Origin of the sequence: Lysobacter sp. S4-A87 (assembly GCF_022637455.1) — a bacterium.
GTDB lineage: Bacteria > Pseudomonadota > Gammaproteobacteria > Xanthomonadales > Xanthomonadaceae > Lysobacter_J.
In genome coordinates this window covers 1,351,783-1,369,113 of the sequence record NZ_CP093341.1, presented here as the reverse complement: position 1 = coordinate 1,369,113, position 17,331 = coordinate 1,351,783, and the positions used below count along the sequence as shown (strand labels likewise).

Here is a 17,331-nt window from a genome sequence, read left to right as displayed (position 1 = left end):
CTCCGAAAGGACATCGCAATGCCCAAGATCAAGACCAATCGGGCGGCAGCCAAGCGCTTCCGGAAGACTGCTTCCGGCAAGTACAAGTGCGGCCACGCCAACAAGAGCCACATCCTCACCAAGAAGGCGACCAAGCGGAAGCGCAACCTGCGGCAGACGAACCATGTTCGTGCCGAGGACGCGGGCCGTCTGGACCGCATGCTGCCTTATCTCTGAGGAGGACTGAACAATGGCACGAGTTAAGCGTGGTGTTACGGCGCGCCGCCGTCACAAGAAAATCCTGAAGCAGGCCAAGGGCTACTATCACGCCCGTCGCAAGGTCTTCCGCGTCGCCAAGCAGGCGGTGACGAAGGCCCTGCAGTACGCCTACATCGGTCGTAAGCAGAAGAAGCGTCATTTCCGTTCGCTGTGGATCACCCGCATCAATGCGGCTGCCCGCATCAACGGCATGAGCTACAGCCGTTTCATCAACGGCCTGCTGAAGGCTGGCATCACCCTCGACCGTAAGGTGCTGGCGGACATCGCCGTGCACGACGCGCAGGGTTTTGCAGCGCTGGCAGAGAAGGCGAAGAGCGCGCTCGCGGCGTAAGTTGTTCGCCCGGTCCCACGGTCCGCATGCGGATCGTGTTGCCGAGGCACAACGCAGTACACGCATGGGGAAGGGCGCAAGTCCTTCCCCATGTTTCGTTTTGGAACCGCCAAATTCGAGCTGGCCCCTGGGTCTGCCCGTCATTCCGGCGAAAGCCGGAATCCAGTTTGCCGTTGTTCCTGCAGTTGTTTTCTCTGTTCGTCATTTCCAGTGCATGCCGGTGACGGCGAAAGTCAAAATGGGTCCCGGCTTTCGCCGGGATGACGTACGGGATAGGAGAGGTTGACGGGGATGAGTGGAATCGAATCACTGACGCAGCAGGCGCTGGGCGATATCGCCGCCGCCGACACGCCCGACGCCGTCGAGGCGTTGCGCGTCGCGCTGCTGGGCAAGCAGGGCAGCGTGACCGCGCAGCTCAAGCAGCTGGGCGCATTGCCCGCCGACCAGCGCAAGAGCGCCGGCGAGGCCATCAACCGCGCGCGTGACGAACTGACGCAGGCACTGGGCGAGCGCAAGCGCGTGCTCGACGATGCCGCGCTGGAATCGCGCCTGGCCTCCGAAAGCATCGACGTCACCCTGCCGGGCATCGACGCCGGCCGCGGCGGCCTGCACCCGGTCAGCCGCACCATGGAGCGCATCGCCGAGATCTTCGGGCGCCTGGGTTTCGAGCTCAGCAACGGCCCGGAGATCGAGGACGACTGGCACAACTTCGAAGCGCTGAACTTCCCGCCGCACCACCCGGCGCGGGCGATGCACGACACCTTCTATTTCGGCGACGGTCGCCTGCTGCGCACGCACACCTCGGGTGTGCAGGTGCGCTACATGCAGGACACCCGCCCGCCGCTGCGCATGATCGCGCTGGGCAAGGTCTACCGCAGCGACAGCGACCAGACCCACACGCCGATGTTCCACCAGTGCGAGGGCCTGCTCGTCGACGAGCACGCCAGTTTCGCCGACCTCAAGGGCACGCTGGCCGAGTTCGTGCGCGCGTTCTTCGAGCGCGACTTCGAGATGCGCTTCCGCCCCAGCTATTTCCCCTTCACCGAGCCGTCCGCCGAAGTCGACATCGCCTGGCAGCAGCCCGACGGTACGACCCGCTGGCTGGAAGTGCTCGGCTGCGGCATGGTCCACCCGAACGTGCTGCGCAACGTCGGCATCGATCCGGAGAAGTACACCGGCTATGCCTTCGGCCTGGGCGTGGAGCGTTTCGCGATGCTGCGTTACGGCGTCGACGACCTGCGCAGCTTCTTCGACAACGACGTGCGCTTCCTGAAGCAGTTCGCGTAAGCGAAACAGCAAATGGATCCCGGCGTTCGCCGGGATGACGAAGCAGAGATACCGGACACCAACGCCGCAATGAAATTCTCCGAAAACTGGCTGCGACAGCATGTGCCGACCACCGCGACGCGCGAGGAACTCGCCGCGACGCTGACCGCGATCGGCCTGGAGGTCGAGGACGTCACCGTGCTGGGCGAATCGCTCGACGGCGTCGTCGTCGGCCACATCGTCAGCGCCGAAAAACACCCCGAAGCCGACCGCCTGCAGGTCTGCCAGGTCGACACCGGCAACGGAACCGTGCAGATCGTCTGCGGCGCGCCCAATGCGCGCCCGGGCCTGAAGGCACCGCTGGCGATGGTCGGCGCGAACCTGCCCGGCGGCATCGCGATCAAGGCCGCCAAGCTGCGCGGCGTGGAGTCGTCGGGAATGCTGTGCTCGGCCAAGGAGCTGGGCGTGGATCCGGACGCTTCGGGCCTGCTCGAGCTGCCGGTCGACGCGCCGGTGGGAACGCCGCTCGCGCAGTACCTCGCACTGCCCGACGCCAGCATCGAGATCAAGCTCACGCCCAACCGCGCCGATTGTTTCAGCGTGCGTGGCATCGCCTACGACGTGGCGGCGGCGCTGGCGAGCGAAGTGCGTGATTTCGACGCCGCACCGATGGCGGCGCAGAGCGACGCGACGGTGGCCGTCGAGCTGCAGGCCGGTGCGCGCGTGCCGCGCTTCGTCGGCCGCGTGATCGACAACGTCGACGCGAAGGTGCCGACGCCGGCCTGGATGGCCGAGCGCCTGCGCCGCAGTGGCGTGCGCCCGATCAGCTTCCTTGTCGACGTCACCCAGTACGTGATGCTCGAACTGGGCCAGCCGATGCACGCCTTCGACAAGGCGACGCTGGAAGGCGCCGTCGTCGTGCGCCCGGCGCGCGCGGGCGAGGAACTGAAGTTGCTCGATGGCCGCACGGTCGCGCTCGACGAGGAGTTCCTCGTCGTCGCCGACAGCCGTGGCGGCAATGGCGCGCGTGCCGTCGCGCTGGGCGGCATCATGGGCGGCTTCGATACCCGCGTGACCGATGACACCCGCAGCGTGTTCCTCGAGGCTGCGCACTGGGTGCCGTCGGCGATCATCGGCCGCAGCCGCAAGTTGGGCATGCACACCGACGCCGGCCACCGCTTCGAGCGTGGCGTCGATCCGGAACTGCCGCGCATCGCGGTCGAATACGCGACGAAACTGATCCTCGACATCGCCGGCGGCACGACCGGCCCGATCATCGAAGCCGCGTTGCCCGAACACCTGCAGCCGTCGCAGCCGATCACGCTGCGTCGCGCGCGCCTGGCGCGCGTGCTGGGCCTGCAGGTCGCCGATGCCGAAGTCGAGCGCATCCTGCGCGCGCTCGGCCTGTCGGTCGAGAACCTCGCCGACGGCTGGCGCGTGATTCCGCCGAGCCGCCGCTTCGATCTGGCGATCGAAGAAGACCTGGTCGAGGAGATCGCGCGCATCCACGGCTATGACGCGATCCCGACGACGCTGCCGACCGGCGCCGCGCGCCTGGTCGCGCCGAGCGAGACCCGCGTCGAGGACGCCAGCGCCCGTCGCCAGATGGCCGCGCGCGACTATCTGGAAGCGGTCAATTACGCCTTCGTCGACGCCGACCTGCTGGCGAAGTGGGGCAAGGCCGACGGCGCCGTGCCGCTGGCCAATCCGCTCAGCGCCGAGCTGGGCGTGATGCGCACGGCCCTGCTGCCGGGCCTGGTCGCCGCGCTGGCACGCAACACCGTGCGCCAGCAGCCGCGCGTGCGCCTGTTCGAGCTGGGCAATGTCTTCAGCGCAAACGGCTCCGAGTCGCCGCGCGAGACCCCGCGCATCGCCGCCGCCATCTGCGGTGAGGCGACCGCCGAGCAGTGGGCGACGACCGCCCGTCCGGCCGGTTTCCACGACCTCAGGGGCGATCTGGACAGCCTGGCCGCCCTTGCCGGCGCCAGCCTCGAGTACCGCCCGTCGCAGCCGTCCTGGGCGCACCCGGGGCGCTCTGCCGACGTCTACCGCGATGGTGCGTACCTGGGCTGGATCGGCCATCTGCACCCGCGCCTGCAGCGCTCGCTGGACCTGGACGTCGACGTGGTGGCCTTCGAGCTCGATCTGGAGCCGCTGTTCAGCCGCGCGGTGGCCAAGGCCGGCGCGCTGTCGAAGTACCCGTCAGTGCGCCGCGACCTGGCGTTTGTGGTGGCTGAATCGGTGACCTGGGGCCAGCTGTCGGCCGCCGTTCGTCGGGCCGCCGGAACCGCTCTTCGCGACCTGGTCCTGTTCGACAAATACCAGGGCAAGGGCGTGGAACCGGGTTTCAAAAGTCTTGCTATGGGCTTGATTCTGCAGGATGAATCGCGCACGCTCACTGACCGTGACGTGGACGCGGCGGTGGCTTCGGTAACCCAGGCCCTGCAGCGCGAACACGGTGCCGTGATCCGAGGCTGAGGTTGAAGGAAAAAAGATGGCACTGACCAAAGCTGAGATGGCCGAGCGCCTGTTCGACGAAGTCGGGCTGAACAAGCGCGAGGCCAAGGAATTCGTCGATTCCTTCTTCGACGCCCTTCGGGAGGCGCTGGAGCAGGGCCGCCAGGTGAAGCTGTCGGGTTTCGGCAACTTCGACCTGCGCCGCAAGAACCAGCGGCCGGGTCGCAACCCGAAGACCGGCGAGGAGATTCCGATTTCCGCGCGCACCGTGGTGACGTTCCGTCCAGGACAGAAGCTCAAGGAACGAGTGGAAGCGTATAGCGGCGTTGAACAGGCAGGAGTGAAGCATGCTTGATCCCGGCAGCAATCGTGAACTTCCGCCGATCCCGGCCAAGCGCTACTTCACCATCGGTGAGGTCAGCGAGCTGTGCGACGTCAAGCCGCACGTGCTGCGCTACTGGGAGACCGAGTTCCCGATGCTCAATCCGGTCAAGCGTCGCGGCAACCGCCGTTACTACCAGCGGCACGAGGTGCTGATGGTCCGGCAGATCCGCGGCCTGCTGTACGAACAGGGCTACACCATCGGCGGCGCCCGCCTGCGCCTGGAAGGCGAATCGGCCAAGGACGAGTCCGCGCTGAGCTCGCAGATCATCAAGCAGGTGCGGATGGAGCTGGAAGAGGTCCTGACGCTCCTGCGCCGCTGACGCGGCACACCGGCCAGATGGATGGCCGGACACGGCAACAAGCGGCTATACTTGCCGCCCGCCGCAAGGCGGAGATCGCAATACACGTCGGGGCGTAGCGCAGCCTGGTAGCGCATCTGCCTGGGGGGCAGAGGGTCGTCGGTTCAAATCCGGCCGTCCCGACCATTGCATCAAGTACGTGAGTGCCGCTGGGTAGACGCGGCACCCACACACCCTCGTATCACCGCGCGCACCAGCGCTCCGGCCGACTCTCCCGAGTCGACCGGAGGCATTGCCATTCTTCGCCCGGTCAGGTGTGCGGCTGGCTCACCTGCTGCAGGACCGCATCCAGATTGAACGAAGCAGGCTTCTGCCGCGGCGGGAACTTCTTGAAGCTCTCGATCTGCGATGCCACGTAGGCCTGCATCAGGTACATCTGCGGGATGTGGTTGACCATCCAGTCCCAGTAGGTGTTGGAGTTGAAGTCGGCCAGTTCGAACGGATCCCGGCGGAGACTGACGATGTGCGGGACGCGAAGCTTCACGAACGGCTCCGCCCAGATGTTCATCTGGTGGGCGCGCTGCACCGCCAGGTTGAACTTCCAGTCGCCGACGCGGACCGCTATGACATCACCGTCGTCGCTGAAGTACATGATCGCGTCGCGCGGGCTCTCCTTCACCTTGCCCGTGAAGTAGGGAACCATGTTGAAACCGTCCAGGTGCACGTTGAAGGTCTTGTCGCCGACCTTGTAGCCCTTGAGCAGCTTGTCCTTGACGTCCTCGTCGCCGGCGATGGCGACCAGCGTCGGCAGCATGTCGATGTGGGAGACGATGCCATTAAGGACCGAGCCGGCCTTGATCTTGCCCGGCCAGCGGATGAAGCACGGCACGCGCCAGCCGCCTTCCCAGTTGGAGTCCTTCTGTCCGCGGAACGGCGTGTTGGCGCCGTCGGGCCAGGTGTCGTTCTCCGGGCCGTTGTCGGTGGAGTACATGACGATGGTGTTGTCGGCGATGCCGAGCTCTTCGAGCTTGTCGAGCATCATGCCGATCTGTTCGTCATGGACGACCATGCGATCGCTGTAAGGATCCTGTCCACTCTTGCCGATGTTCTTCTCGGCGACGTGGGTGCGGAAGTGCATGGCGGTGGAGTTGTACCAGAGGAAGAACGGCTGGTCCGCCTTGGCCTGCTCTTCCATCCACTGCAGGGCACGCTCGGTGATCTCTTCGTCGATGGTTTCCATGCGCTTCTTGGTGAGCGGCCCGGTGTCCTTGATCGTCTGTCCGCCCTTGCCGTCCGCCTTGCAGTCGAGCACGCCGCGCGGGCCGAACGCCTTCTTGAACTTCGGGTCCTTCGGATAGTCGGGCAGCTCGGGTTCTTCCTCGGCATTGAGGTGATAGAGATTGCCGAAGAAGACGTCGAAGCCATGCACGGTCGGCAGGTACTCGTCGCGGTCGCCGAGATGGTTCTTGCCGAACTGGCCGGTGGCATAGCCAAGCGGCTTGAGCATTTCGGCGATGGTCGGGTCTTCCTTCTGCAGGCCGACTGTTGCGCCTGGCATGCCCACCTTGGTCAGGCCGGTGCGGATCGGGTTCTGCCCGCAGATGAACGAGGCGCGGCCGGCGGTGCAGCTCTGCTGCGCGTAGTAATCCGTGAAGGTCACGCCTTCTTCCGCCACCCGATCGATGTTCGGTGTTCGATAGCCCATCATGCCGCGGCTGAAATGGCTGATATTCCAGATGCCGATGTCGTCCCCCCAGAGGATGAGGATGTTGGGTTTCCTGGTCGCTGCCATGGTCGGATCCTTGTGCTGATGATTCCTGACGGTTCGGCTTTGTCGACAACCGGGAGACGCAGCCGACGGGGATTCACCATCGCAGGGCCACGGACGCTGGCGCACTCAAGCGCGCAGCCGGGAAATCAGAGGGCGACAGTGAACCCCTCAAGCATGGTCTTGGCCGCGTTAACTCCGCGCGCACATGCCGACAGCATGTTTCGTGCCAACCGACGCCATCGCGGATGCGGTCAGCGCGATGCGTCGAACAGGATCTGGTCGTATCGCCACAGGCGCTGGAACAGCGCTCGCGCGATTCCGAGGTTTGCGTCATCACTGGCGATCTCGGCGATCGACCGGCGTCCATCGATCGCATCGAGCATCCCGACCTCCTGCGCGCTGATCGGCAGGACCAGGTCGGAGTACGTGTGGGTCCGGTTGATCAGCGCCGCGGCGGCACCTGCAGGCAGATCGTCTTCGACGCGGATGGTGTCGGCCACCGGAATAGGCACGTAATCCGGCCACGCATCATCGTCAAAGCCGATCGGCTGCGGACTGCCCGCATGGTCGTTGCCGTATGCGATGAAGCTGTGGCGAAGCATCGTGCCCCTGAACAGCTCGATGGCGGCGAACTGCCCGGCCGGTGAAAGTTGCCTGAGACGGTCGGCCTGCGGAATGCGCGCAGGCGCGCCGCAGTACGCCGAGTAGGGCGCCTGCCTGACCCAGCGACCAAATGTCAGGCCGGCACGCGCGATGAAGTCGAACACCTGCGGAACCGTGTAGGCGCGATCCTGCGGGTGCAGCAACGCATCGGCGAGCGCAGCCTCCTGGCGGAAGTCCGGTGCCTGGCGCAGCAGGTTCTCCAGTGGATGTCCGCGCGGCAGCAGCGTGAGCGCGGCGATGAGCTTGTGGATCTCGTCATCGGTGGCCCGGATTCCGATGCGCTGGCAGAACTCCTGCAGCATGTAGATACCGGCCCGGCCGTAAGGCGCATACAGCATGAGCTGCATGGCGCCGTCGCGATCGAGCACGCGGCGCAACGCCGCCAGGCCGGCGTCAGGATCCGGCAGGTGGTGCAGCACGCCGGTGCAGACGATCCAGTCGAAACGCTGCTGCAACGCTTCCACGCGCTCGATGGCGAGCTGGTGCACCTGGAGATTGTCCAGCCCATGGCGTTGCTTGAGCTGCAAGGTGCGGTCGACGCTGGTCGCGCTGAAGTCGATGCCCACCACCCGGGCCGCGGGCCAGCGCATCGCGTGTTTGGCCGCCTGGGATGTCCCGCATCCCGCAATCAGAATCGAGTGATCTTCCCGGTAGGCGTTGGCAGGCCAATGCAGATGGTATTCCGCGCGACGCCGGTCCCGGTCCTGCCAGCGCAGCCGGTACTCGTCGAGGCTCTCGACGGGTCTTGGATACGGGTAACGCTCGTAGAAATCGACGACGTCCATGGTGTTACCCGCAATGGTGAAGGGTTCGATTCTTGCTGCTAGCTTGCTGGCACGTATCGCATCACCACCGTGCCCGAGTCGAGCTCCCGGCTGCTCACGAGCTTCAATTCAACGCTCGCCGACAGTCCTGCCAGCAGCGTCGGGCCATGGCCTGCCAGCCGGGGCTGCACCACGAACTCGTACTCATCGATCAGCCCGAGCTCCGCCAATGCCAGCGGCAATTTCACGCCGCCCACGAGAATCCCCTGGCCGGGTTGCCGCTTGAGTTGCGCAACGACCTCCTGCAGATCGCCGCGCACGAGTTCCGCGTTCCAGTCCACCTGCCGCAGGGTGCTCGAGACGACATACTTCCTTGCCGCGTACCTCCTGAAGTGGGTCAACGTTGGCGTCAAACCGACCAGGACGTGGGTTGGGCCTGCCCTACGTCCGGGCATCGCGCAGCATCCAGAGAATCAACGAGAGCACGAAGCAGGTCCATCCGAACCCCCAGACCGTGCGGCTGGCGCGCCAATAATTCAGCTCGTTGTCACGACGGTCGTAATGATCGGCGATCAGCACGAGCATGCCGAGGCAGGCGCAGCCGAACGCAGCGAACATGGACCATGCCGAAGCGTCATGCAGATGCATGCCGCCTCGCCTGGCAGGCACGTAGAAGTCGTTCCTCCAGACGCCATAGCTGCCGTAGGCCAGCAGAAGCATCGACAATCCAGCCAGACGCAGCCGCTCGCTCGCGGGAATATGATTGGGCAGGTAGCGGCCGTGCTCATCGTACTTCGGCGCTGGCGGCGGATCGTCGTCGAACGGGACCTGTTCTGCCTGGAGGTCGGCTGCCGGCGCAGGTGCAGGCGGAAGCTGGTCCGTCAGCTTCTGGTATGCGGCGCGCAGGTTCGCGTGGTTCTTCGGGTACTTTTCCGCGTTGACCCCGTCGAGCGCCTCTTCCATCTCGCGCAGTGTGTACTTCGAGTAATCGACGTCACCGTCTTTCATGTCGGCGTGCCTTCCCCGGTCCAGGCGGGATTATGCAGCGGGGCCGGTGGAGTCGCCGCGTCGGCCTGTAAATCGTTGATCCGTATGGCCGGTAAGGCTCTTTGTGGCGGCAATCACGGACAACGCTACGATGCGGCCATGGATCCCCGTGCCGCACACCTCATCGCCGAACTGCAGCTGGCCCCACATCCCGAAGGGGGCCACTTCCGCCGCATCCACGAATCGGCTGTCACCATCGAGCTCGATGGCCGGTCGCGGCCGGCGCTGACGGCCATCCACTTCCTGCTTGCACGTGGCGAGGTCAGCCAATGGCACCGCGTCGATGCCGACGAGAGTTGGCATTGGCAGGAAGGCGGCGCGCTGGAATTGCGGGTGTTCGATCCGGTTGCCGGCGTGCTGGCATCAACGGTGCTGGATCGGAGCGGGCAGGGCGCGCCGATGCATGTCGTGCCCGCAGGGCATTGGCAGGCGGCACTGCCGCTGGGCGAGTACGCGCTGGTGGCCTGCACGGTGTCGCCAGGGTTCGTCTGGGAGGGATTCGAGTTGCTGGCCGGGCACAGCGAAGTGGCTGCGGTGCTTTCGCGCATGGGCAGCTACCACCTGGGATAGGCCGGAACGCCCAAGCTGCGCGAAACTGACCCGGGCCCCACGGTCCGGACATCGTCCCCAAAGGAGTGGATATGCGATCTGGCTTTGCCCCCGCATTGCTCGCGCTCTCGATCACGCTTGCCGCTGCGCCTGTCCCGGCGCAGCAGCCGCTGCCTCCCATCCGCGACATGGAAACGCTTGTGGTCTCGGGTGTGCAACCCGGGCCCGGCATGTGGAAGATCAGCCGCGACGATCACACGCTGTATGTCCTGGGCACGCTGTCGCCGCTGCCCAAGCGCGTGGAGTGGGAGTCGCGCGATGTCGAGGCGGTGATCGCGCAGGCGCAGGAGGTGATCCAGGCGCCGAGCGTGAGCATCGATGGCAAGCTCGGCATCTTCCAGCGCCTGCTGCTTGCACCCAAGGCGCTGAGTGCGCGCAAGAACCCCGATGGCCAGACGCTGCAGCAGGTGGTGCCGGCCGACATGTACGCACGCTGGCTCGTGCTCAAGCGCAAGTACATGGGCAACGATCGCAGCGTCGAGGAGTGGCGGCCGATGCTGGCGGCGCTGGAGCTGTACGACGAGGCGATGGACGACATCGGGCTCAAGCAGTACGGAATGGTTTCGCCCGTGGTCGAGAAGATGGCGCGACGGCACAAGGTGCCGCTGACGACAACGCGCGTCACCATCCTCATCGAAGACCCGAAGGTTGCGTTGCAGGAATTCCGCGAATCCAAGCTCGACGACGTCGACTGCTTCAGCAGGACCATGCAGCGGCTGGAGTCGGATCTGGAAATGATGCGCGAACGGGCCAATGCCTGGGCGGTCGGCGACATCACGACCCTGAAGGCCTTGCCCTATACCGACCAGAACGAAGCCTGCATCAAGGCGGTCTCGCAGGCGCAGGTGCTGCGCAAGCGCGCGGGCGATATCGAGGCGAAGGTACGTGAGCGCTGGCTGGACGCCGCCGAACTGGCGCTGAAGAACAACCGCGTGAGCCTGGCCGTGCTGCCGATGCGCGAGCTGCTCAAGCCCGATGGTTACGCTGCGCAGTTGCGCGCGCGTGGCTATTCCGTCGAGGAGCCCGGGGAGCCTGTCGGCGGCGCCAGGGTGACGGAGTAGGCCACCGTCGTGATCTTCCAGCCAGCCTCGGTCCTGACCAGGATCCAGCACTCCTTGCCCGAGTTGGTGGGTTTGCCATTGGACAGGAACGAATAGTCGAAGGTGACCGTCGCCACTTCGCCGTCGGAATCGACCTTGATGTTCGAGAAGGTCTCTTCGCTGCTGTTCTTGCTGGCGACGATGCCGTCGATGAAGGCGACAGGATTGTTGTCCTTCTTGAACCTGGCCTTGATCGCCTCCGGGTGCTGAACCTTGATCCGCGCGAGCGATTTGTCGTCGAGCACGCTCTGCCACGGAACATCGCGCTGCACGAAAAGATCCAGGAAGCGCTCCCGGTCCTTCTCGATGATCGAAGTGCGAAACGATTCGACCACGGCGAGGATGGCCGGGTCGCCTTTTGCCGCACGTGCCGGCAGAAAGGACAGGGCAAGCGCGATCGACACCGCTGCAAACCAGCGCGATTTCATGGGTTTCAAAGCGAGGCGCTTTGCGGCTGCGGCTTGAGCAGCAACGGCCAGCGCTTGAGCACGGCGGCGCGTATGCCTGCAACGTCCAGTCCGGCCTCGGCCAGCAGCTGCTCGCGGCTGGCGTGGTGCTGGTACTCGTCCGGCAGGCCCAGGTGCAGGATCTGCATGACGATGCCTTCTGCCGCCAGCAGTTCGGCCACGCCGGAACCGGTGCCGCCGGCGACCACGTTGTCCTCGAGCGTGACGAAGCCTTCGTGGCTACGTGCGAGTTCGAGGATCAGGGCGCGATCGAGCGGTTTGACGAAACGCATGTTGACCACGGTCAGGCCGAGTTCCTCGGCCGCCTTCTCCGCCGCCGGCACGATCGCGCCGAAGGCGAGCAGGGCGATGCGCGAGCCCTGGCGGCGCAGCTCGGCCTTGCCGATCGGCAGCGTGTCGAGGTTGGCCTGCACGGCCACGCCGGGGCCGGTGCCGCGCGGGTAGCGCACCGCGGCCGGGCCCTGGAAGTGGTAGCCGGTGCTGAGCATCTGCCGGCACTCGTTCTCGTCCGACGGCGCCATCACCACCATGTTGGGCACGCAGCGCAGGTAGCTCAGGTCGAGGTTGCCGGCATGGGTCGCGCCGTCCGGGCCGACCACGCCGCCGCGATCGAGCGCGAACAGCACGTCCAGGTTCTGGATGGCGACGTCATGCACCAGCTGGTCGTAACCGCGCTGCAGGAACGTCGAGTAGATCGCCACCACCGGCTTGGCGCCTTCGCAGGCCATGCCGGCCGCGAGCGTGACCGCGTGCTGCTCGGCGATGGCAACGTCGAAGTAGCGCTGCGGGTATTCCTTGCTGAAGCGCACCAGGCCCGAGCCTTCGCGCATCGCCGGGGTGATGCCGAGCAGCTTCGGTTCGGCCGCGGCCATGTCGCACAGCCACTCGCCGAAGACATCGGTGTAGGTCGGCTTCTTGGCGCCGGGCTTGCTGACAAGACCGGTCGACGGATCGAACGGTCCGACTGCGTGGTAGCCGATCTGGTCGCCTTCGGCCAGTTCGTAGCCCTTGCCCTTGGTGGTGATGATGTGGAGCAGCTGCGGACCCTTGAGGGTCTTGAGCACCTTCAGCGCCGACATCAGCGCGGGCAGGTCGTGGCCGTCGATGGGGCCGGTGTAGTGGAAACCCATCTCCTCGAATAGCGTGGACGGCACGAACATGCCCTTCCAGTGTTCTTCCCAGCGCTTGACGAACTTCGCCGCCGGCTTGTTCTTGTCGCCGAGCAGGCGCTTGCCGCCTTCGCGGATGGCGTTGAGCGTGCGGCTGCCGGTGAGGCGGCCGAGCATCTGGGTCAGGCCGCCGACGTTCTCGGAGATCGACATCTGGTTGTCGTTGAGGATCACCAGCAGATCAGGCTCGACAGAGCCGGGCTCCACACCCATGCCGCCGGCGTGGTTGAGCGCCTCGAAGGCCATGCCGGCGGTCATCGCGCCGTCGCCGATCACCGCCACGACCTTGCGATCGTCACCCATCTGCTGCAGCGCGATCGCCATGCCCAGCGCCGCCGAGATGCTGGTCGAGCTGTGGCCGACGCCGAAGGTGTCGTACTCGCTCTCCTCGCGCTTCGGGAACGGCGCGACGCCGTCCTTCTGCTTGACGGTGTGGATGATGTCGCGGCGGCCGGTCAGGATCTTGTGCGGGTAGGTCTGGTGGCCGACGTCCCACACCAGGCGGTCCACCGGCGTCTCGTAGAGCCAGTGCAGGGCGACGGTGAGTTCGATCACGCCCAGGCCGGCGCCGAAGTGTCCGCCGACCAGGGCGACCTGTTCGATCAGGTACGCGCGAAGTTCCTCGGCGATGGCCGGCAGTTCCTCTTCCGGGAACTGGCGCAGATCGGCGGGGACTTCGATCCGGGAAAGGCGGGGATAGCGCTGCGGGTCAATCATCACGACGTTATCAGACGGCAAGTTCGCCATTGTCCCGCCCCAGTCGGGGGCGGGCAAGGCGCAGCGTTCAGTTTTCGTCGCTGGGGCGGTGCAGGGGCCGGTTGGCGCCTCCCGCACGCGCCCTGCGGTCAGCGGCCGCGCAGGCGCCCGAACAGGCTGCCGCCGGACTTGCCGGCTTCGGCCGGCTCCGGCTCGCGCTCGACTTCAGCGAAACCGGTGGCCAGGTTGGCATTGATGAAGTCGGCGACTTCGGCCACCGACACGCCGCTGGCTTCGGCGATCTCCGGGATCAGGGCCGGGCCCTTCATCATCACCGTGGCGATGCGGAAGTGCTTGGGGTAGTCGCGTTCGGTCTGCGGCCACTTGACCATCTGGTAGCGGCGCTGCGGGTCGTGCTCCGGCGCCAGGGCGCCCTTGCCGGCGAGCAGGTTGCCGAACCACACCAGGCGCACCAGCGGCATCGCCGCGCCCAGGCGCGCGCTTTCGCTTTCCCACGTCGCGGCATCGACGGAGACGAAGTCGGCCGTGGAGAGCTTGCCCTCGAACAGTGCCGACAGCGGCTTCAGTGCCGCCGGGCCGTGGTAGATGCGCTGTTCCATGTCGATCAGCACGACCTCGTCGCCGCGCACGCGCATGCGGCCCTTCAGGCGGTCGTTGTCGAGCCAGTCAAGCAGGGTGTCGGTGCTGGTCGGGGCCGGCCTGGCAATCGGCGCTGCAGGCGCCGCCGCGACCACGGGGGCCGGGGCTTCGACGACCGGTGCCGGCGGAGCCGGCGGCGCCACCGCGACGATGGCTGCGGGCGCAGGAGCAGGAGCAGGAGCCGGAGCCGGGGCAGGCGCCGGCGCTGCTGCGACCGGTGCGGCCGGGGCTTCATCGAACGACACGCCGGCCTGCATTCCGATCTCGCGCAGCAGTGTGGCCACGCTGCCGGAATCGAACGGATTGGCGAGGCGGAAATCGGTCTGGCTGCGCTGGGAAACTGTCAGGGCGATGACGCTCTTGCCGGCGGCGTGCAACCGCAGCCAGCTCATCGGACCGTACATGCTGTCCATGTCGACGATGACATAGTCAGCCTGGGTGTCCGGCAACATTTGCCAGCGTCCGCCGAGGCGACCGTTGGCGGCCTGGAAGGCCGCCTGCAGGGCGGTCTCCGTGGCCGGGTCCATGCCCGTCAGACCAAGGGTCAGGCGCATCGTCGCTTCCGTTGAATTGCAATGGTTCGCGAGTGTTGCGGACGCCCTCACACTCGTCAACGCGCGCAGCGCGTCGAAAGTGAGCGTTTTGTGTCAGGTGTGTATTTAGGTTGTCTGCTAGCGCGCGAAAAAACGCGATAGGCATCACGGTCCCGTGCCGCGGGTGCGTGTGGGAGGGCTTAAGCGCCGAACGGGAGTCATGGGCGGGTCGTGGGCCGGATTCCCGGCGCACCCACCCGGGCGTGCCTCAAGCCTGCAATCGTGCGTTCTTGGGCAGCTGGTTGCGCAGGAACGCCATCTGGTCGGCGAGGATGTTGCGGTTCGACAGGATCAGATGCTCGACCCAGCTCGGCCGATAGGGCACGGCCAGCAGCGGCATGCTGGCCTGCTGCGGGGTGCGGTTGCCCTTGCGCGAATTGCAGTGGAAGCAGGCGGCGACCACGTTCTCCCAGATGTCGCGACCGCCCTTCGATACCGGCATCACGTGGTCACGGGTCAGGTGCGGCCGGCTGAAGTCGTGGCCGCAGTACATGCACAGGTAGCCATCGCGTGCGAACAGCGCGGCGTTGGTGAGTGCGGGGGTCGGATCCAGTGCATGCGTGCGTGCGTGGCTGCGTGCGGCGACGATCGGGTGCAGCTCGATCACGCTCTGCTCGCCGCTGATCCGGTTGATGCCGCCGTGCACCTGCAGGCAGGGATCGCCGAGTGTCCAGGCGACGGCACCGCGCACGTAGAGGCAGGTCGCATCCTGCCAGCTCATCCAGTCGAGGACCCGGCCATGCGCGTCGAGTGAGAGCAGTCGAACCGAATTGAGCCGGTCGAGTGCGGGGCGCGGAGCGAAGAGGGGCGTGTCCGGACCCAGATCGGTTCCGGTTCTGACCAAACGAAGCGTTGCTCTATCGGTCTCCATTGGGAAACCAGCTTATACGCCTTTGTTTACATTTTGTGTACCTGCCGTTCACCCGCGGCAATGACTGCGGCCAAGAAAGGCCACAGTCCGGGGTCACCAGGCAGACGCTTGGACGTCAGGCAACGTCGACAGCGAGCTCCGGCAGACCGGCCGAGCCGCTTTCGATGGCGGCCGCGTGGGCCAGCGTGCGCGGCAGGATGCGGGCGAAGTAGAAGCGGGCCGTTGCGCGCTTGTCGTCCTTGAATGCCTGCGGCTGCGCCGATGCATCGGCGGCGGCAACGCTGCGCGCCCACCAGTAGGCCAGCACGACATAGCCCGAATACATCAGGTAGTCGTACGAGGCCGCACCGATCTCATCGGGATTGCCGGCGGCACGCTTGCCGACCTGCATCGTGATCTGCTGCCACTGCGCTGCCTTTTCGCGCAGCGGTGCGATGAAGTCGGCCAGTGAAGCGTCATCGCCATGCGCATCGCAGAACGCCGCCACCTGGCCCAGGAACACCTTCAGTCCCGCGCCCTGCAGCTGCATGATCTTGCGGCCGAGCAGGTCGAGTGCCTGGATGCCGGTGGTGCCTTCGTACAGCGTGGTGATGCGCGCATCGCGGGCGAGCTGCTCCATGCCGTGCTCGGCAATGTAGCCGTGGCCGCCGAAGCACTGCAGTGCGTGGTAGGTGCATTCCACGCCCCACTCGGTCAGGCAGGCCTTGACGATCGGCGTGATGAATCCGACGAAGTCATCGGCCTGCTTGCGCTCGGCGTGATCGGGTGAATGGTGGGCGACGTCGACCTGCAGCGCGGCGTCGTAACCCATGACGCGGCCGCCTTCGACGAGCGCCTTGCAGGTCAGCAGCATGCGCCGCACGTCCGGGTGGACGATGATCGGGTCGGCCGGCTTGGCCGGGAACATCGGCCCTGCTGGCGCGCGCATCTGCAGGCGCTCGCGCGAGTAACGCAGCGCGTTCTGCAGGGCGCGGTCGGACAGGCCCAGGCCCTGCAGGCCGACCGCGAGGCGGGCGGTATTCATCATCGTGAACATCGCCGCCAGGCCCTTGTGGGGATGGCCGATCAGGTAGCCCTGGGCGCCGTCGAAATTGAGTACGCAGGTGGCCGAGGCGTGGATGCCCATCTTGTGTTCGAGGCTGCCGCAGCGCACCGCGTTGGCGTCACCGACGTTGCCGTCGCGATCGACGCGGCGCTTGGGCACGACGAACAGCGAGATGCCCTTGCTCCCTGCAGGAGCATCGGGCGGGCGCGCCAGCACCAGATGGACGATGTTGTCGGTGAAATCGTGCTCGCCGGCGGTGATGAAGATCTTGGTGCCGGTGATCGCGTAACTGCCGTCGGCCTGCGGCTCGGCGCGGGTGCGCAGCAGGCCCAGGTCGGTGCCGCAATGCGGCTCAGTCAGGCACATGGTGCCGGTCCAGCGTCCTTCGACCAGTGGCTTGAGGAAGGCTTCCTGCTGCCATGCTTCGCCATGGTGCAGCAGTGCCTCGGTGGCACCGTGGGAGAGCAGCGGAAAGTTGCCCCATGCCAGGTTGGCCGCGTCGATCATTTCCTTCAGCGGCACACCGGCTGCATGCGGCATGCCCTGGCCGCCGAACTCGGCCGGCGAGGTCAGGCCCGACCAGCCGCCGTCGACGAACTGCGCGTACGCCTGCTTGAATCCCGGCGGCGTGGTGACCTGGCCGGTGGCCTGGTCGAGCGTGCAACCGTCGCGGTCGCCGACGCCGTTGAGCGGCGCCAGCACGGTCTCGGTGAACCGGGCGGCTTCGTCGAGTACGGCATCGAGCACGTCGCGCGTGGCGTCGTTGAAACCCATGCGCTGGAACTGTGCTTCGGCGCCGAGCACATCGAACAGGACAAAGCGCATGTCGGCGAGGGGGGCGTTGTAACTGCTCATGGGAATCTCGTCAGTGGAAGCGAAGC

17 protein-coding genes and 1 tRNA gene are annotated in these 17,331 nt (G+C 66.1%); 9 read left to right on the top strand and 9 right to left on the bottom strand.

The window, feature by feature from the left end:
* The first annotated feature begins 18 nt into the window (after window positions 1-18).
* From rpmI to MNR01_RS06135, 7 genes are all read left to right on the top strand, one after another.
* On the top strand, window positions 19-216 hold the full coding sequence (gene rpmI, locus MNR01_RS06165; RefSeq protein WP_027083463.1) for a 50S ribosomal protein L35: 198 nt from the start codon (window positions 19-21) through the stop codon (window positions 214-216).
* Window positions 217-229: 13 nt separating this feature from the next.
* On the top strand, window positions 230-589 hold the full coding sequence (rplT, locus tag MNR01_RS06160; protein ID WP_158733136.1) for a 50S ribosomal protein L20: 360 nt from the start codon (window positions 230-232) through the stop codon (window positions 587-589).
* 291 nt (window positions 590-880) lie between these two features.
* A complete protein-coding gene (gene pheS / locus MNR01_RS06155; protein ID WP_241920047.1) occupies window positions 881-1,876 on the top strand; it encodes a phenylalanine--tRNA ligase subunit alpha in 996 nt (331 codons plus the stop codon).
* A gap of 69 nt (window positions 1,877-1,945) precedes the next feature.
* Window positions 1,946-4,333, top strand: coding sequence for a phenylalanine--tRNA ligase subunit beta (gene pheT / locus MNR01_RS06150; RefSeq protein ID WP_241920046.1), 2,388 nt, complete (start codon window positions 1,946-1,948; stop codon window positions 4,331-4,333).
* A gap of 16 nt (window positions 4,334-4,349) precedes the next feature.
* Window positions 4,350-4,667 carry an integration host factor subunit alpha gene (locus tag MNR01_RS06145; RefSeq protein WP_200604416.1) on the top strand — a complete coding sequence of 106 codons (318 nt, stop codon included), beginning with the start codon at window positions 4,350-4,352 and terminating at the stop codon, window positions 4,665-4,667.
* Complete coding sequence (locus tag MNR01_RS06140) at window positions 4,660-5,016, top strand: MerR family transcriptional regulator (protein ID WP_158733140.1); 357 nt, start codon at window positions 4,660-4,662, stop codon at window positions 5,014-5,016. The genes MNR01_RS06145 and MNR01_RS06140 overlap by 8 nt, the downstream gene beginning before the upstream one ends.
* Before the next feature lie 88 nt (window positions 5,017-5,104).
* Window positions 5,105-5,181 (top strand) — tRNA-Pro (locus tag MNR01_RS06135).
* 124 nt (window positions 5,182-5,305) lie between these two features.
* Here the strand turns inward: MNR01_RS06135 and MNR01_RS06130 are convergent.
* The 4 genes from MNR01_RS06130 to MNR01_RS06115 all read right to left on the bottom strand — a co-directional run bounded on the left by MNR01_RS06130 (window position 5,306) and on the right by MNR01_RS06115 (window position 9,201).
* Window positions 5,306-6,787, bottom strand: coding sequence for an arylsulfatase (locus tag MNR01_RS06130; RefSeq protein WP_241920045.1), 1,482 nt, complete (start codon window positions 6,785-6,787; stop codon window positions 5,306-5,308).
* A 230-nt stretch (window positions 6,788-7,017) separates the two neighbouring features.
* Window positions 7,018-8,214, bottom strand: coding sequence for a class I SAM-dependent methyltransferase (locus MNR01_RS06125; protein ID WP_241920044.1), 1,197 nt, complete (start codon window positions 8,212-8,214; stop codon window positions 7,018-7,020).
* Window positions 8,215-8,252: 38 nt separating this feature from the next.
* On the bottom strand, window positions 8,253-8,594 hold the full coding sequence (locus MNR01_RS06120) for a dihydrofolate reductase family protein (RefSeq protein ID WP_241920043.1): 342 nt from the start codon (window positions 8,592-8,594) through the stop codon (window positions 8,253-8,255).
* A gap of 40 nt (window positions 8,595-8,634) precedes the next feature.
* Complete coding sequence (locus tag MNR01_RS06115) at window positions 8,635-9,201, bottom strand: hypothetical protein (RefSeq protein ID WP_241920042.1); 567 nt, start codon at window positions 9,199-9,201, stop codon at window positions 8,635-8,637.
* A 138-nt stretch (window positions 9,202-9,339) separates the two neighbouring features.
* Between MNR01_RS06115 and MNR01_RS06110 the strand changes: the two genes are divergently transcribed.
* On the top strand, window positions 9,340-9,810 hold the full coding sequence (locus MNR01_RS06110) for a cupin domain-containing protein (protein ID WP_241920041.1): 471 nt from the start codon (window positions 9,340-9,342) through the stop codon (window positions 9,808-9,810).
* Window positions 9,811-9,881: 71 nt separating this feature from the next.
* On the top strand, window positions 9,882-10,910 hold the full coding sequence (locus tag MNR01_RS06105; RefSeq protein WP_241920040.1) for a TraB/GumN family protein: 1,029 nt from the start codon (window positions 9,882-9,884) through the stop codon (window positions 10,908-10,910).
* On the opposite strand, the gene MNR01_RS06100 is transcribed toward MNR01_RS06105, so the two are convergent.
* The 5 genes from MNR01_RS06100 to MNR01_RS06080 form a co-directional block, all read right to left on the bottom strand.
* Entirely contained in the window at window positions 10,856-11,377 is a 522-nt protein-coding gene (locus tag MNR01_RS06100) for a nuclear transport factor 2 family protein (protein WP_241920039.1), read from the bottom strand. The genes MNR01_RS06105 and MNR01_RS06100 overlap by 55 nt on opposite strands.
* 5 nt (window positions 11,378-11,382) lie before the next feature.
* Window positions 11,383-13,302, bottom strand: a complete 1,920-nt coding sequence (gene dxs / locus MNR01_RS06095) for a 1-deoxy-D-xylulose-5-phosphate synthase (protein ID WP_241920038.1) — start codon at window positions 13,300-13,302, stop codon at window positions 11,383-11,385.
* A gap of 128 nt (window positions 13,303-13,430) precedes the next feature.
* Window positions 13,431-14,495 carry a hypothetical protein gene (locus MNR01_RS06090; protein ID WP_241920037.1) on the bottom strand — a complete coding sequence of 355 codons (1,065 nt, stop codon included), beginning with the start codon at window positions 14,493-14,495 and terminating at the stop codon, window positions 13,431-13,433.
* 247 nt (window positions 14,496-14,742) lie between these two features.
* Window positions 14,743-15,405: an HNH endonuclease gene (locus MNR01_RS06085; protein ID WP_241920036.1), complete on the bottom strand. Its 663-nt coding sequence runs from the start codon at window positions 15,403-15,405 to the stop codon at window positions 14,743-14,745.
* A 115-nt stretch (window positions 15,406-15,520) separates the two neighbouring features.
* On the bottom strand, window positions 15,521-17,305 hold the full coding sequence (locus tag MNR01_RS06080) for an acyl-CoA dehydrogenase C-terminal domain-containing protein (RefSeq protein WP_241920035.1): 1,785 nt from the start codon (window positions 17,303-17,305) through the stop codon (window positions 15,521-15,523).
* Between the last annotated feature and the right edge of the window lie 26 nt (window positions 17,306-17,331).

Bases quoted from the DNA above. Each gene is read 5' to 3' on its own strand.
- MNR01_RS06130 (WP_241920045.1), bottom strand. From the start codon at position 6,787: ATGGCAGCGACCAGGAAACCCAACATCCTCATCCTCTGGGGGGACGAC.
- MNR01_RS06145 (WP_200604416.1), top strand. From the start codon at position 4,350: ATGGCACTGACCAAAGCTGAGATGGCCGAGCGCCTGTTCGACGAAGTC.
- rpmI (WP_027083463.1), top strand. From the start codon at position 19: ATGCCCAAGATCAAGACCAATCGGGCGGCAGCCAAGCGCTTCCGGAAG.
- MNR01_RS06125 (WP_241920044.1), bottom strand. From the start codon at position 8,214: ATGGACGTCGTCGATTTCTACGAGCGTTACCCGTATCCAAGACCCGTC.
- MNR01_RS06105 (WP_241920040.1), top strand. From the start codon at position 9,882: ATGCGATCTGGCTTTGCCCCCGCATTGCTCGCGCTCTCGATCACGCTT.
- dxs (WP_241920038.1), bottom strand. From the start codon at position 13,302: ATGATTGACCCGCAGCGCTATCCCCGCCTTTCCCGGATCGAAGTCCCC.
- rplT (WP_158733136.1), top strand. From the start codon at position 230: ATGGCACGAGTTAAGCGTGGTGTTACGGCGCGCCGCCGTCACAAGAAA.
- MNR01_RS06115 (WP_241920042.1), bottom strand. From the start codon at position 9,201: ATGAAAGACGGTGACGTCGATTACTCGAAGTACACACTGCGCGAGATG.
- MNR01_RS06080 (WP_241920035.1), bottom strand. From the start codon at position 17,305: ATGAGCAGTTACAACGCCCCCCTCGCCGACATGCGCTTTGTCCTGTTC.
- pheT (WP_241920046.1), top strand. From the start codon at position 1,946: ATGAAATTCTCCGAAAACTGGCTGCGACAGCATGTGCCGACCACCGCG.
- MNR01_RS06110 (WP_241920041.1), top strand. From the start codon at position 9,340: ATGGATCCCCGTGCCGCACACCTCATCGCCGAACTGCAGCTGGCCCCA.
- pheS (WP_241920047.1), top strand. From the start codon at position 881: ATGAGTGGAATCGAATCACTGACGCAGCAGGCGCTGGGCGATATCGCC.
- MNR01_RS06100 (WP_241920039.1), bottom strand. From the start codon at position 11,377: ATGAAATCGCGCTGGTTTGCAGCGGTGTCGATCGCGCTTGCCCTGTCC.
- MNR01_RS06085 (WP_241920036.1), bottom strand. From the start codon at position 15,405: ATGGAGACCGATAGAGCAACGCTTCGTTTGGTCAGAACCGGAACCGAT.
- MNR01_RS06140 (WP_158733140.1), top strand. From the start codon at position 4,660: ATGCTTGATCCCGGCAGCAATCGTGAACTTCCGCCGATCCCGGCCAAG.
- MNR01_RS06090 (WP_241920037.1), bottom strand. From the start codon at position 14,495: ATGCGCCTGACCCTTGGTCTGACGGGCATGGACCCGGCCACGGAGACC.